6 protein-coding genes are annotated in these 15,785 nt (G+C 66.2%); 4 read left to right on the top strand and 2 right to left on the bottom strand.

The genetic code is table 11. From position 1 onward, the window contains the following. Positions 1-140: 140 nt before the first annotated feature. Positions 141-1,343 (bottom strand): DUF4935 domain-containing protein, encoded by a 1,203-nt coding sequence (locus tag IT371_24765; GenBank protein MCC6750894.1) that lies wholly within the window; start codon positions 1,341-1,343, stop codon positions 141-143. A gap of 199 nt (positions 1,344-1,542) precedes the next feature. Between IT371_24765 and IT371_24760 the strand changes: the two genes are divergently transcribed. Genes IT371_24760 through IT371_24745 form a run of 4 tightly spaced genes read left to right on the top strand, consistent with a single transcriptional unit; the run spans position 1,543 to position 15,262 of the window. Beyond that, positions 1,543-5,052, top strand: a complete 3,510-nt coding sequence (locus IT371_24760; protein ID MCC6750893.1) for a DUF3883 domain-containing protein — start codon at positions 1,543-1,545, stop codon at positions 5,050-5,052. Continuing rightward, entirely contained in the window at positions 5,049-7,976 is a 2,928-nt protein-coding gene (locus IT371_24755; protein ID MCC6750892.1) for a DUF1156 domain-containing protein, read from the top strand. Before IT371_24760 ends, IT371_24755 begins: the two co-directional genes overlap by 4 nt. Positions 7,977-7,988: 12 nt before the next feature. Further along, positions 7,989-11,300 carry a DUF499 domain-containing protein gene (locus IT371_24750; protein ID MCC6750891.1) on the top strand — a complete coding sequence of 1,104 codons (3,312 nt, stop codon included), beginning with the start codon at positions 7,989-7,991 and terminating at the stop codon, positions 11,298-11,300. 50 nt (positions 11,301-11,350) lie between these two features. Beyond that, a complete protein-coding gene (locus IT371_24745) occupies positions 11,351-15,262 on the top strand; it encodes an SIR2 family protein (GenBank protein ID MCC6750890.1) in 3,912 nt (1,303 codons plus the stop codon). On the opposite strand, the gene IT371_24740 is transcribed toward IT371_24745, so the two are convergent. Beyond that, positions 15,241-15,543, bottom strand: coding sequence for a hypothetical protein (locus tag IT371_24740; GenBank protein MCC6750889.1), 303 nt, complete (start codon positions 15,541-15,543; stop codon positions 15,241-15,243). The two genes, IT371_24745 and IT371_24740, sit on opposite strands and share 22 nt — an antisense overlap. Positions 15,544-15,785 lie beyond the last annotated feature (242 nt).

Genomic DNA, 15,785 nt, shown 5'->3' with positions numbered 1-15,785 from the left:
GTTGACCTCGCGTTGCATCTCGACCGCAACCCGAAGCGGACGCCTGCGGCGGCGCCGTGGTTCACGGCCAGAGAGCACGATTCAACAGCGACGGCCGTTCTGCTGTTCGATCTGCTCCGAGTCTCGGGTGCGATCCCTTTCTACTGTCCGCCGCCGTTCTTCGCTGCATCGACGGCCCACTTTGCGAGCCTCTTGATGACGGCCTCGGAGTACCCGGCAGACGATTCCTTCACTGCCTCGGGTCGAAGATCGGTGAAACCGACCCCTTCTTCCTCGCGGACGCTGACGACGAGTTCCAGCGGGTGCTCCAGCCAGAGCACAAGATGTTCGTACTCGGTCGCAGGTGTGACGCGCTGCCCTGGTGTCGCCTCCCTTGGCAGCTCGTACTTTGTCCCCTCGAACGACTTGAACATCGCAAACCGGACGGCGAGTCGGGCCGGGACATGGATGGCGAAGGGAATGCGGCCCTCGTCGAGATCGGCAGCCCGCAGGCTTGGAAACGGCTCCCCTGGGCTGAACTCGCCGAACTCGACCCCGACCACCGCCTCGATCATTCCTGGCAGGAAGGGCCGCTTTTCGTCAGGAAGATACTCGCCCCGAAGAGCGCTCTCCGACGGTCGATAGCGATCCTCCATGAACGCGAGCAGGTCTGTGCGGCGTTCTTGGGCGAGGACGAGCATGTCCTTCTGGGCCTCACGGATGCCGGCCACGATTGCACGAAGCGAGGACTCGCTGATCTCCCGCGCGGCATCGACAACGGAGCGCGCCATGCGAATGCCGATCCCCCGCGCCGAGGCTCTTCTTCTGACCTCTGCGAGCGCGAAGTCGCGGTCAGCGGACGCGAAGACCACCGACGCACCCGAGTAGTTCCCGGATGCGTGTTCAAGTATGGTTTCCAGGATAACGGCATCTCGAAAGCCAGCACCCTTGGCATCGAACGGAGGCTTCTGCCAGATCGCGCTCTCGACAAGGTCCGCGACGTCGACATCCGGCGTCTCAACCACGTCGATGCGATGCGCCGCGAGGGCGCCCTCCAGCAGCGTTCTGATCCGGGCCTCATCCATGTCGCCCAGCTCCGGTGCCACGACGGTGGGCTCGTATGTCCGGAACTGTCGAACCTCACGGGTGATGCTTGCCCGCAGGTTGGCTGCTTGGCCGTGATGATACCGAACCCACTCGCCGACCACGGTTCTGGGCACGAAGATCTGGGCCTCGTTCTCGGCGGCGATCTTCAGCAGCGGACCGAGCACTCGGCCAGGGTCTGACAGCGGGCACTGCCGCAAGATGCTGGTATCGAGGTACACGGCGCGAACCGGTTGTCCCTCAGGCTCGGTCCTGGGCATGCAACCTCCCTTTGGTGTCGTCAGTCTATCAAGCTTCGGCCGTCGTCGGATGTACGCGCGCTCGATCCGTCGCTGTCGGTCACTGTCCCGCGAAGATCGCATTCCGTTGCTAGAAGGAGCCCGACCAAGATTTCCAAGAGCTGCGTTGATCAACAGGCGCATCTTTCGATATTCTCAACGAAACTTCGCGGGGAATCACATGGCTCGCCTGGAGGAACTGAGCGCGGGCGCCGCCGTCCGGGGGCTGGCGCCCGAGGGGCTCGCGACCGTCGCCAGCCTGAGCTGGTACGGTGACCAGGCTGTCGACGTGATCTACCGGGACGCGGCGGGGAAGCTGGGGAGTCGCATCGTCTACCGGACCGACGAGGGCTCGCTCGAGCTGGCGAAGATCGGCCGTCCCTGGTCCTTCGACGGTGATGGCCATCTCTTCCGCCTGGTGTCCGAGGCGTATCGCATCCACCAGGCCTTCCTCTTCGATCCGTACCTGGCGCTGACGACCTCGGTGGTCGAGCCGCTGCCGCATCAGATCGTCGCCGTCTACGCCGAGATGCTGCCGCGCCAGCCGCTCCGATTCCTGCTCGCCGACGATCCGGGCGCCGGCAAGACCGTGATGACCGGCCTGCTCATCCGCGAGCTGCTGGTGCGTGGGGATCTCGAGCGGTGCCTCATCATCGCCCCCGGCAGCCTCACCGACCAGTGGCGCGACGAGCTCTCCGAAAAATTCGGCCTCGAGTTCAGCCCGCTGGCTCGTCCCACCGGGCCCGTGAACCCTTTCGACGAGCGCAACTTGCTCATCGCCCGCCTCGACCAGCTGAGCCGCAACGCCGACACCCAGCAGCTGCTCAAGTCAGGTCGCGAGTGGGATCTGGTGGTCTGCGACGAGGCCCACCGCATGAGCGCCCACTACGAGGGGAGCGAGCTCAAGCCCACCAAGCGGTACAGGCTCGGCCAGCTCGTCGGTTCCTGCTGCCGCAACCTCCTGCTCCTCACGGCCACGCCCCACAACGGCAAGGAGGAGGACTTTCAGCTCTTCCTCGCGCTCCTCGATGCGGACCGCTTCGAGGGCCGCTACCGCGAGGGTGTCCACGCGCCTGACCCCTCCGATCTCATGCGCCGGATGGTCAAGGAGGAGCTGCGCCACTTCGACGGCCGTCCCCTGTTCCCGGAGCGGCGATCCTACACGCCGCAGTACGCCCTGACCGAGCCCGAGGCCCAGCTCTACGCCGAGGTCACCAAGTACGTCTGCGAGGAGATGAACCGCGCCGAGCGCGCGGCTGCGGCCGAGGGGGACGACCAGCGACGGGTGAACGTAGGCTTCGCGCTGATGATCCTCCAGCGCCGGCTTGCCTCGTCTCCGGAAGCCATCTACCGCTCCATCGTGCGCCGGCGGGAGCGGCTGGAGACCCGACTGCAGGACGAGCAGCTGCGCCTTCGTGGCGAGCCGCCCGACACCAAGCTCGCCGACGTGGCGCCGCGCCTGGACGATGAGGAGTACGACGAGATCTACGACGAGGCGCCGCAGGAGGAACGGGAGGAGATCGAGACCGAGCTCGTCGACCTCGCCAGTGCTGCCCGGACTATCAAGGAGCTCGAGGAGGAGATCGCCCGCCTCCGCCAGCTCGAGGTGCTCGCCCGTCGCGTCAGGCTCGGCGGCCAGGACGCGAAGTGGGCTCAGCTCAACGCCATCCTCGACGACCCGTTGATGGTCGACACCGGGGGGCGACGGCGGAAGCTGGTCATCTTCACCGAGTTCAGGGACACACTGGAGTACGTCGCAGGCTCGGTTCGACGGCGCATCGGTCGGGACGAGGCGGTGGTCGAGATCCACGGCGGTGTGAAGCGCGAGGACCGCAAGGCGCGGGTCCACGCCTTCATGAACGACCCGACCGTGCTGGTGCTGGCCGCCAACGATGCGGCCGGCGAGGGCGTGAACCTCCAGCGCGCCCACCTGATGGTCAACTACGACCTGCCCTGGAACCCCAATCGACTCGAGCAGCGGTTCGGCCGCATCCACCGCATCGGGCAGGACGAGGTCTGCCACCTCTGGAACCTCGTCGCCGAGGACACCCGCGAGGGCGAGGTCTACCACCGCCTGCTGGACAAGCTCGAGGTGGAGCGCAAGGCCCTCGGCGGCAAGGTGTTCGATGTCCTGGGCGACCTCTTCGAGGACCGCCCGCTCCGCGAGCTCCTCATGGAGGCGATCCGCTACGGCGACGACCCGCAGCAGAAGGCCAAGCTGCACCAGACCATGGATGCCGCCGCGGACCGGGAGAACATCGAGCGCCTGCTCGAGCGGCGCGCGCTGGTCCACGACTCGATGGACATGTCGCAGGTCGCTGCGGTCCGCGAGGAGATGGACCGCGCCCACGCCCGCCGCCTCCAGCCCCACTACATCCAGTCCTTCTTCGCCGAAGCCTTCGGGCGGCTGGGCGGCAAGCTCCACCGCCGGGAGGCCGGCCGGTTCGAGATCACGCAGGTCCCGGCGATGGTCCGCGAGCGCGCCAGCGCCGTGGGCACCGGCGCCCCGATCTCGCGCCGCTACGAGCGGGTCTGCTTCGAGAAGGACAAGGTCGAGCAGACGCCGCGCGCGCACCTACTGTGCCCCGGGGCGCCTCTGCTCGATGCCACCCTGGACGTCACCCTGGAGGAGCTCCGGGACCAGATGAAGCGCGGCGCCGTGCTCGTGGACGAGCGGGACGAGGGGCCCGAGCCACGGCTTCTCTTCTACCTGGAGAATGCGGTTCAGGACGGCCGCCGGCGGCGCGGTGGGCAGTTCCAGGTCGTCTCGGAGCGGCTGCAGTTCGTGGAGGCCAGACCCGATGGTGCCTTCCGGGATGCCGGCGCAGCCCCCTACCTCGACTACCGCCCGGCGAGTGAGACCGAGCGGGCCGCGCTGAAGGCCGAGCTCGAGGCCGACTGGCTCTGCCGCGACTGGGAGAACCAGGTGCTCGGCTTTGCCATCCGCGAGCTCGTGCCCAAGCACGTCGAGGACGTGCGCGCCCGGCGGCTGCCGCTCGTGGACAAGACCGAGCAGGAGGTGCGGGCGAGGCTGCAGAAGGAGATCTACTACTGGGACCGTCGCGCCCAGGATCTGAAAGCCCAGGAGCGGGCCGGCAAGCAGACGCGCCTCCCCGCCCACGTCGCCCAGGAGCGGGCCGACCGGCTATCGGAGCGGCTGCAGGTTCGTCTGGCCGAGCTCAAGCTCGAGCGGGCCATCACGCCGCGCACGCCCACCGTCCAGGGCGGAGCCCTCATCGTGCCCATCGGCCTGCTGCGGCGGCTTGGCGCGGGTCCTCCTCTTGGCGGCCAGCCCGAGCCGGATGAGGCCGAGAAGCAGCGGATCGAGAAGCTCGCCATGGATGCCGTGATGGCCGCCGAGCGCGCGCTGGACCGTACGCCCCGCGACGTGCACCTGACCACGGGCATCGGGCACGACATCGAGTCGAGGGACAACAAGACCGGGCGGCTGGTCTTCGTCGAGGTGAAGGGCATCGGCGGGGCCACGCAGGTCAACCTGACCCGCACCGAGATCTTGTGCGCGCTGAACGAGCCCGAGCGCTTCAGGTTGGCCATCGTCATCGTCGACGGCGACCAGGTCCGCCCGCCCGTTTACGTGCGGGGCTTCGACTTCGGCCAGCCGGTCTTCGGCCAGACGAGCGCCGCCTACGCGCTCTCGGCCCTGCTTGCCCATGGAGGGCCACCGTCGTGACCACCAGCAGGACACCCCGCAAGAAGCTCATCGAGGTGGCGCTCCCCCTTGACGTCATCAACCGGGAGGCGGCGCGGGAGAAGTCGATCCGCCACGGCCACCCGTCGACGCTGCACCTTTGGTGGGCGCGTCGGCCGCTGGCGGCGTGCCGGGCCGTGCTGTTTGGTCAACTTGTCGACGATCCGTCCTCCTGGCCAGAGCGTTTTCCCACCGAGGCCCAGCAGGACGCGGAGCGGCAACGGCTGTTCCGCATCATCGAAGACCTGGTCAAGTGGGAGAGCTCGAACGACGAGATCGTGGTCAACGCTGCGCGCCTCGAGATTGCCCGGAGCATCGCGCGCGGCCGCAAAGCTGATGGGTCAGGCGAACGGCAAGACGAGCGCGTCCTCGCGGAGGACGTGCGGCCAGACATGGTGGATAACTACCTCGCCGAGGTGGCGCCGCCGGTTCACGACCCGTTCGCAGGAGGCGGCTCGATTCCGCTTGAGGCGCAGCGCCTTGGGTTGCGTGCCATCGGTTCGGATTTGAACCCCGTCGCCGTGCTCATCAACAAGGCGCTGATCGAGATCCCACCGCGATTTGCCGGACGCCCGCCCGTGCATCCCGGCCAGGACCGCGAGCTGATCGGACGCAGATGGCGCGGAGCGCAGGGGCTGGCTGAGGACGTCCGGTACTACGGCGCGTGGATGCGCGAGCAGGCACAGAAGCGGATTGGGGATCTCTACCCACCAGTCCAGATCACGAAGGAGATGGCCAAGAGCCGCTCCGACCTTGAGCCCTACGTCGGAAAAAAGCTGACCGTCATCGCGTGGCTCTGGGCGCGCACGGTGACTAGCCCGAACCCGGCCTGCAAGGGGGCTCATGTCCCGTTGGTGTCCTCGTTCTGGTTGTCAAAGAAGCCGGGCAGGGAGACATGGATCGAACCCGTCGTAGACCGCCGGAAGAACGTGTGGACCTTCGAAGTGCGCGCGGGCAAGCCGAAGGACCCGAAAGCCATCGAGGCTGGGACGAAGACGGGCCGCGGCGATTTCTCGTGTCTGCTCTCAGGGGATCCGATACCCGTTGAGCACATTCGATCCGAAGGTCAGCAGGGACGACTCGGGGACCGACTGATGGCCGTAGTTGTTGAGGGGCGGCGCGGGAGGGTGTACCTCGGACCCACGCCGCAAATCGAACGTGTCGCCCGGGTCGCAGTCCCAGATCGAGTGCCTGAGACAGATCTTCCTGCTCAAGCGCTTGGGTTCCGCATCCAGAACTACGGCTTAAAGAAGCACAAGGAGCTGTTCACACCGCGGCAGCTGACGGCTATTACGGCGTTCACTGACGTGTTGGCCGAGGCTCGGCTGCGAGCGCTGGCCGATGCACGCGCGAGCGGCATGGAGGAGGGAGACGCGCTCGAAGCGGGTGGCTGCGGTGCCCGCGCTTACGCAGATGCGCTGGCTGTCTATCTCGCCTTCGTACTCGATAAGACCATCGACGGGAGCTCGGTGCAGTGCCGCTGGATGGTGCAGAGGGACTCTCTGTTCAACACGTTTGCGAAACAAGCCCTGCCGATGACGTGGGACTTCGCTGAGGTCAACGTGTTGGCGGACTGCACGAGGTCGCTGTCCGAGTCGACCGAATGGACAGCCGAGAGCATCGAGGGCTTCACCAGCCTCCACGTTTGCGCTGGCACCGCGATGGTGCGCGATGCGCGTCAACCTCGCGAGGGCGACAAAGCTGTGGTGTCCACAGACCCGCCCTACTTCGACAACGTCCCTTACGCGGATCTGTCCGACTACTTCTATGTCTGGTTGCGACGTAGTTTACAGTCGGTCCTTCCATCACTGTTCGGCACGGTGTTGGTCCCCAAGTCGGCCGAACTTGTGGCTGATCCATTCCGACACGGCGGCAGGGGCGGAGCGGAGGCGTTCTTTCTCGATGGCATGGGTGAAGCCGTCGGCCAGATCGCTCTCACGACCCATCCTGCGTTCCCGGTGACGATCTACTACGCCTTCAAGCAGACCGAGGATGCGGATACAGGCGGCGGTTCCACCGGATGGGAAACCTTCCTCGAAGCGACGTGGCGTGCGGGCTTCTCCACAGTCGGCACCTGGCCCGTTCGCACCGAGCGAGAAGGCCGTAGTCGCGACCTGGGCTCCAATGCTCTTGCGTCATCCATCGTCCTTGTATGCCGCAAACGAGACGCCGACGCCCCATCGATCACCCGCTCGGATTTTCGGCGCCTTCTTCGCGCCGAGCTGCCACAGGCGCTGAAGGCGCTGCAGAAGGGCTACATCGCGCCGGTCGATATGGCCCAGGCCTCCATCGGCCCCGGGATGGCGATCTACTCGCGCCACGCGAAGGTCATCGAGGCGGACGGCTCCACGATGGGCGTCCGCACAGCGCTCCAGCTCATCAACCAGGCGCTCGACGAGTACCTGACCGAGCGCGAGGGCGAGTTCGACTCGGACACCCGGTTCGCGGTGACCTGGTTCGAGTCGCGCTGCTTCGACTCCGGCCCGTTCGGTGACGCCGAGACGCTGGCCAAGGCCCGTAACGTCTCGGTCGAGGGCGTCAAGGACGCCGGCGTGCTGCACTCCGCAGCGGGCAAGGTCAGGCTGCTGAAGCGGACCGAGCTCCCCGACGACTGGGATCCGGCCACGGACAGGCGGCTCACCATCTGGGAGGCCACCCAGCACCTCATCAAGCGGCTCGAGGATCGGGGCGAAGAAGCTGCCGCCGACCTCATGATCGCGCTCGGTGGCAAGGTCGACGCTGCCCGGGACCTCGCGTACCGGCTCTATGCCACCTGCGAGCGCAAGGGCTGGGCCGAGGAGGCGCGGGCCTACAACGGGCTGGTCGTGTCGTGGCCGCAGATCGCAAAGCTGGCGGCGCAGAAGCGCGGGACCAAGCCGGCACAGACGGCTCTCTTCGAGAGCTAGCGAGAACCCACCATGGCGATGACGAACCGAGAGCGTGTGGCGAAGGGCTTCGAGCTTCTGAAGGCGGGCATGATCCCGTTCGTCGAGCGCGAGCTGAAGCGGCAGCTGGGCCCGTGCTGGGCCGACGACATCTCGCACAAGCAGAAGCGCGATCTCGAGCGCAGCCCCGACGGGCGGCCGAAGTGGGACACCCAGTCGGTGCTCAAGGCGATGATCGACAACTGGCAGGAGGTGTTCCGCCAGAACCTGGGCCAGTTCGAGCGCTCGCTGCTCGGAGAGCTGCTTGACACCCGGAACCGCTGGGCCCACGAGGAGCCGTTCACATCGGCCGACACCCAGCGCGCCCTCGACTCCATGCAGCGCATGCTGCAGGCGGTCTCGGCCACGCAGCAGGCCACCGACATCGACAAGCTCAACGTGGAGCTCCAGCGCACCGTGTTCGCGGAGCAGGCGCGTCAGAAGACGCGCAAGTCGATCACCGTCGAGGGCACCCCGCTGACGGGCCTGAAGCCCTGGCGCGAGGTGGTCACGCCGCACAAGGATGTCGCATCGGGGCAGTACCTCCAGGCCGAGTTCGCCGCCGACCTCGCCCAGGTGGCGAGCGGCACGGGCTCTGATGAGTACAAGGACCCGGCCGAGTTCTACCGGCGGACCTTCATCACCGACGGCCTGCGCGAGCTCCTCTCGGGCGCCCTGCGGCGCCTCGCCGGCAAGGACGGCGAGCCGGTGGTCGAGCTGCAGACAAACTTCGGCGGCGGCAAGACCCACTCGATGCTCGCGCTCTACCACCTCTTCGGCGACACCCACAGCGCCAAGCTGACCGGCGTGGAAGCGATCTTGAAGGACGTGGGCCTCGACCGAGCGCCGGTTGCTCACCGAGCCGTGCTGGTAGGGACGGCGCTGTCGCCCGGCCAGGTCGTGCGGAAGCCCGACGGGGTCGAGGCACGGACGCTCTGGGGGGAGCTTGCCTGGCAGCTCGGCGGCAAGGCCGGCTACAAGATGGTGGCCGACTCGGATGCTCGAGGAACCAGCCCCGGCTCTGCGGTCCTCGCCGAGCTTTTTCGCAAGCACGCCCCCTGCCTCGTGCTGATCGACGAGTGGGTCGCATATGCGCGTCAGACGGTCGGCAACCGGGATCTTCCATCAGGCAGCTTCGAGGCGCAGGCGAGCTTCGCGCAGGCCCTGACCGAGGCGGCCAAGGCCGCGGAGCGGACCCTGGTCGTTGCCTCGGTGCCGGCCTCCAAGATCGAGATCGGCGGCGAGCACGGGGAGTACGCGCTCGACGCCCTCCGCAACGTCTTCGAGCGGCTCGGCGCTCCGTGGCGCCCGGCCAGCGCGGACGAGGGTTTCGAGATCGTGCGCCGGCGCCTCTTCGAGGGATCGAGCAGCAAGGCCTCGTTCGTGGCCAGGGACGCCGTGGTCGAGAGCTTCGCTCGCATGTACCGCGAGGCCCGCGCCGACTTCCCCTCGGACTGCGGCGAGGGGGCCTACCGCGAGAAGCTGGAGAAGGCCTACCCCATCCACCCGGAGCTCTTCGACCGGCTCTACGGCGACTGGTCGACGCTCGACAAGTTCCAGCGCACCCGTGGCGTGCTGCGCCTGCTCGCCAAGGTGATCCACCGGCTGTGGGAGGGCAACGACGCCGGGCTGCTCATCATGCCCGCGTCGATCCCGATGGATGACCCGGCGGTGAAGTCCGAGCTGACGCGGTATCTCCACGACGTGTGGGAGCCCATCATCAGCGAGGACGTGGACGGGCCTGGCTCGGTGCCCCTCCAGATCGACCAGGACACGCCGACCCTCGGCCGGTACTCGGCTTGCCGGCGCGTGGCGCGCACGCTCTACATGGGCACCGCCCCGGGTGCCGGCAGTAGGAGCCCGGGTATCGATGACCGGCGCATCCGGCTTGGGTGCACCCAGCCGGGCGAGACAGCGGCCACCTTCGGCGATGCGCTCCGTCGGCTCGGCGAGCGGGCCAAGCACATCCACCAGGACGGCAACCGCTACTGGGTGAGCACCAAGACCAACCTCAACCGGCTCGCCGAGGATCGCGCACGAGACCTGCTACGCCAGCCCGAGGAGCTCTACCCCGAGCTGGTGGCTCGCATCCGCGAGGAGCACAAGCCCAAGGCCAGCCGTGGCGACTTCGTCGGCGTTCACAGCTGCCCCGAGAGCTCGGGCGAGGTCGGGGATGAGCCCGAGGCTCGGCTCGTGATCCTGGAGCCGCGTCACCCGCACCGGCGCGGGCAGGCCGACTCGCCGGCCCAGGTCGCGGCACGCGACATCCTCGAGCACCGCGGCAACGCGCAGCGCATCAACCGGAACGCGGTGGTCTTCGTGGCCGCCGACGAGCACAGGCTCGAGGAGCTGCTGTCCGCGACGGCCTACTTCCTGGCCTGGAACGGAATCAGGAAAGAGGAGGAGAAGCTCAACCTGGACCCGTTCCAGCGGCGGCAGGCGGAGAGCAAGGTCAAGGAGTACGACGAGGCAGTGGCCCTGCGGATCCGCGAGACCTGGATTCACGGGCTGGTGCCCACCCAGAAGGACGCGGTCTCGGACGTTCAGTGGGACGAGATCAAGGTGACGGGCGACGACACCCTGGCCAGGCGGACAGCCGTGAAGCTGCGCCAGGAGGGGCTCCTGATGCCCGAGCTCGGCGGCGAGCCGCTCCGCATGGCGCTCGACCGATACCTCTGGACCGAGGAGGCCAAGCATCACGTCAGCGTTGCCCAGCTCGCGGAGTGGCTGCCGCGCTACCTCTACCTGCCGAGGGTGAGGAACCGGGACACGCTCGAGGGCGCCATCCGCAGCGGGGTTGGACAGTTCGACATCCAGGCCACCTTCGCGTTTGCCACGGGGTTCGACGAGGCCGAGGGGCGCTACCTCGGGCTGCTGATTGGAGGGTCGCCTCCCCGGAACATCGAGAGCGCCGCGCTGCTGGTCAAGCCGGCGGTGGCGCTGCGCCAGCCGCGGGTGGCCGCACCCTCGGTGGCGCCGCCGCCCGTGGATGAGCCGGTCGATCCGGAGAAGCCGCCCGTCCGGGGCGCGGGAGGGGAGACCACAAGAGGCCCCGCTCCAGCGCCCAAGAAACCGACGTTGTTCGTGGGCTCGGTGACGCTCAACGCGGACCGCCTCGGCCGAGATGCCGGGACGGTCGCCGACGAGATCTTGCAGCACCTGACGACCCTGCCGGGAGCGCGGGCCACCGTTACGCTCGAGATCGAGATCGAGGTCGCTGCCGGCATCGGTGAGGATGTGAAGCGCACGGTCGACGAGAACTGCAAGACGCTCAAGTTCAAGTCGCACGGGTTCGAGACGACGTAGCGCCGTCTCACCTCGCCAGCTCACGAGTACCGGGTGATAGGGAGATCAGCATGAGCACGGATCCGAGTCAGTTTCGAGACCTCCAGCACGTCCTCCGGATTCGCGAGCGCCTCTGGACGGGGCGGGAGACCGGGCGGGCTGCCGTTCTGGTCGGAGCGGGGTTTAGCTGCAACGCTGCCCCCGCGCGGTCGGGCGTTCGTTCGTTTCCGCGCTGGCTTGAGCTGACGCAAGCTATGGCGCAACAGATGGGCCGCAACATCTCCGGGCTCCTCGACCCCCTTCGCATCGGCTCGGAGTACGAGGCGTTCTTCGGCCGGCAAGCACTCGATGAGCTCATCCAGCGATCGATCCCGGACAAAGACTACGAGCCCGGCGAGCTGCACAAGTTGCTGCTCGCGCTGCCGTGGGCTGACGTGTTCACCACGAACTACGACACGCTGCTTGAACGCTGCGCGGAGCACCTCGCCTGGCGGCGATATGATCTAGTTCTGACGCCTGCAGACATTGCGACCACCATCCAGCCCCGCATCGTGAAGCTGCACGGCAGCTTCCCTTCTCATCGACCGTACGTCACGACTGAAGAGGATTTCCGCCGCTACCCTGTAGAGTGCGCGCCTTTCGTAAACCTCGTACAGGAATCTCTCATCGAGAATGTCCTCTGCTTGATAGGGTTTTCGGGGGATGATCCCAACTTCCTCCGATGGAGCGGCTGGGTCCGAGACAACATGGGCCGCGCCGCGCCAGCGATATACCTGTGTGGAGTTCTCGGGCTTACTGTCGCTCAAGAGAGATTGCTCGTATCCCGCAATGTCGTACCGATCGACCTTGCCCCTTTGTTCCCACAGGACGAGTTCCCGGGCCTCCGACATCAGGCTGCGCTCGAGTGGTTCTTGCGCGCGCTTGCGGACGGTGCGCCAGTGGACCCGAACGTCTGGCCCGTCCGAAAGCCCCCTCCCGCTCCAAAGAAAGGCAGCATCAAGCTGCCACCTCTGCCTGACAAGCCGGCCGCTGTCGTCGTCCGAAAACCACGGCGGCCATCGGCCGACAATCCGCTCACACTAGAGGAGATGGACGGCCTTCGCGATGCGTGGGCTGCCGCGCGCCGTGACTACCCAGGCTGGGTTGTGTGTCCAAGAGACAATGCGGAGCACCTTTGGCTCGAGACCTATCCATGGATCGAAGGCGTTGTGGAACACATCCGCGACAAACTGACATACTCGGCTCTCGTACTCGCATTCGAGTTGGTGTGGCGGCTGGAGACCGCTCTCCTTCCCCTCTTCCGCGACGTGGCCGAAGCAGTTGAACGACTGGTCAACGCCTTCGACCCCACCCTGGCAACACCTCGGGCAGGCGATCACGAATCAGATAGTCTTCCGCCTGACTATAACCTTCGCGAGACATGGATCGGCCTGGCGCTCTCCCTGCTGCGGGACAAGCGCCGGATGCTCGCCGAGGACGAGTTCCAGGCACTCTCAAAGATGATTGAGGAGGTTTCGCGGGAAAGAGACGAATGGAGGAACGCGTGGTCATGGGAATGCGCCCTATTCTATCTATCGACACTCCAGTTTACTTCACTGTTCAAGCACCTTCACGAATGGCAGCCTCCCGACCACGCGACGATGTGGGCCGTCAGGCGGAGCGGGCTACTAGCTGCAATTGGTGAGGACAACGACTCTAAAGAAGGTTGCGAGCGTGCTTTGGAGAGGCTTCGCGTTGGTGCCAAAGGGACGACCGACGATCACCGCAGCCTCTCCGCGGAAGGCTGGGCCATGCTGCTTGGCAGCGCCCTCCAGGTTGCGGACGACGAGGCACTTGCCAGGCTCACTCTTTCCGGCAACCGGGATCGTTGGGAGTACCTGAGCGGCTTTCGATGTAACCCATGGACGGACATAAACTATTACCACGCCCTGCTTCAGGCGCCTTCGCAACGACGAAGACCCTACGTAACACGACGTCGTGGGTTCGACAGAGGACACGTCGTCGAGATGTTTCGAAATGATACCGGCTTTGAGTCCGGGCTCGGGCAACCCGTCTCCTACCTCTGCGTCCTCGAACTCTCGGGCGTGCTGGTGACACGCGGCTACGCCCTCCTAAAGGAGAATTCTCGTCGGGCCGCAAGTCGCGCCGCCGGTGCTTTCCCGACGTGGGGAGCAACGATGCTGCTGTTGCGCAACGACAGGAGCGATCTCGACGAATGGATGGATCGCGTGTGCGTTGCGACGTTGCCAGCCGTTGTGGTCGAGCGGCTGTTTCAGGTGCTCTACCGCTACCTCAGGCAATTGATCTCGCATCACGGAAGATGGACGGACAGATGGCAGGTCGGCACGCCAGAAGCGTTCACCGGCGCTGCCGCGGAAATGCTCTCCCGTCTTTTCTTCCGCCTGTCCACGGAACAGATGAGGCAAGTTCTGGATCTCGTGCTGGACATCTTGTGGACTCAGGAACTCGCCGCAAGACGTTTTCCGGGCATAGGTCTTCAACATCTCGTCGCCCGGGTCTTGCAGCTGGCTCCGCAAGAACTCGTGTCCTCCAGGATCGATCGTTTGCTGGGTCTCCCGGTCCCCGCCGAAGGAGGATTCGTCGTAGGTTGTGATGACTGGCCTGAGCCATTCGCATTCTTGCAGTGGCCAAGACCTGCTACGGCCAGCCCTGGCGATCACGAGGCACTGAGACCAAGAGTTAAAGAATTGATCCGGATCGTCGGCGAGGGCGGCGACGAGGCGAGAGGAGCGGCGGCACTGCGACTCTTCAGGCTTACGGAAGCGGGCATGATGGCGCCGGACGACATCGACCTGTACGTCGGTGCGCTCTGGTCGAGAATCGTTCCCGAGTCCGGGCTACCGCGCGTCTCGACCCTTTACCAAGCAGCGTTCTTGATCATGCCCGGGTCGCGCGGGGGCGACGCGGAGGCTTGCTGTCGCAGGTTGTTTCTCGAGAAAGACCTCCCGAGCCTCGCACAGGAGGCGGGTAAGCAATACGTGAACGCTATTGTCAACTGCACACGAGCCGCAGGATGCGGTGAGAGTGAACATCTTCTTCGGTGGACACCGGAGGAAGCGCGCGTTCTGCTTGGGCGCCTGGTTGGACGCTGGGTCGAGGACTTCGAGCCTGGCGCTGATGGAAAACCGAGAGGCGTGCCACAGGGCGCTGCTCTCGCCGCAGCTCGATTTCTCGAACGGGTCGTCGTTTACAACATCGGCGCCTTCACGGAGGACGACCGCGCGAAGATCGGCCGCATCATGTCGACGCTCAAAGCCTGCTCGTTCGCGCGGACTTGGACGGAGTGGGTACGGCTGATCATGGGCGAGCAGACCGTCGCGGTGGTCGAGAGCCAGATTCGAGGAGGGCTCCTGGGGAGCCACAAGGATCCTGTCGAGGCCGCCCTCATGGCGCTTGCATCATGGGGGAGGCTCGAGGCCAACGGCGGCAAACCCAGCGTGCCGGATAGCCTGATCGCGCTGCTCGTGGAAAAAATCGCTTGGCGCAAGGCGCCGGAACTCGACACTGCGCTTCATGTAGTCACGACGATGATTGAGAGCATGCCGAAACGGTTCTCACTGCCGGTTCTTGAGAGGCTTGTGGAATGCACGGGCCTCCTTCTGGCGGACACGAAACTACCGCGGTTCGGGGATCAGTCGGAGCACGAGCACGAGGACGGGGCCATCGCCGCTGAAGACAGACCCGAGTACCGGGCGCTGGCTGCCGAGTTGGCGCACACGATCTGGGAGGCGATGAGGGCAACCCATGGCGTGACTGACGAACCCACAACTATTACGAAGTGGCGGGAGGCGTCACGGGCTGATCCGTTGCCTGAGGTGCAGCTGTTGTGGATGGACGCTCCTGCCGGGACCGGGTTCGAAAAGAAGTCCGTGCCAGACAGCAATGTCGACAAGGGTGATGGGGAGGCGTGCACGAAACCGGACGGAGACGCGGCGAAAGATCAGCCGGTCGCTCCGACCTGACATTCTCTCTGAACACTCTGCCACTGCTGTCGCTGTCGCGTCCACGCTCCCGCTCGGACAACCCTGCGAAGCGTGTGTTCGGCGGCGGGCTCCAGGCCGTCGATCGCCTCGAGTTCGAGCACAGCGACCTGGATGTCCGGTGCGAGCAGCGCCAGGTCCATCAGCTGTGTCAGCCTCGCCCGGGTGAGCCCAAGGCGACGCGCCACCTCGGCGCGGTCGCGGACAAGGCCGCGCTCGATGGCGTCCTCGATCTTGTGGGCCAGAGCCAGCATGACGGCCACGCGAGCTGGCCGCCGGACCGGCGCTGCCGCCGGCGCGGGCGGGCCCTCGACGAAGGTCTTGCCGTGCCGGCGCTGCACGCGGTGGAGCTTGCCCTCGAAGATGCGGACGTCCTTGGGTAACCGTCCGGGAATGGACCTGCGGCGCGTGAAGCGGGCGGGCGGCTGCGGCGGAGCGGATCAGCGGCGGGCGGGGAGCGGGTTCCAGCGATGAGGCAAGAGGTCAGCGATGTTGCGAGCGGGGT

Source organism: Deltaproteobacteria bacterium (assembly GCA_020848905.1).
Lineage (GTDB): Bacteria > Myxococcota_A > Polyangia.
The sequence above is the reverse complement of the archived record's forward strand: the minus strand, read 5'-3'. Positions and strand labels throughout refer to the sequence as shown.

Bases quoted from the DNA above. Each gene is read 5' to 3' on its own strand.
- IT371_24765 (MCC6750894.1), bottom strand. From the start codon at position 1,343: ATGCCCAGGACCGAGCCTGAGGGACAACCGGTTCGCGCCGTGTACCTC.
- IT371_24760 (MCC6750893.1), top strand. From the start codon at position 1,543: ATGGCTCGCCTGGAGGAACTGAGCGCGGGCGCCGCCGTCCGGGGGCTG.
- IT371_24750 (MCC6750891.1), top strand. From the start codon at position 7,989: ATGGCGATGACGAACCGAGAGCGTGTGGCGAAGGGCTTCGAGCTTCTG.
- IT371_24745 (MCC6750890.1), top strand. From the start codon at position 11,351: ATGAGCACGGATCCGAGTCAGTTTCGAGACCTCCAGCACGTCCTCCGG.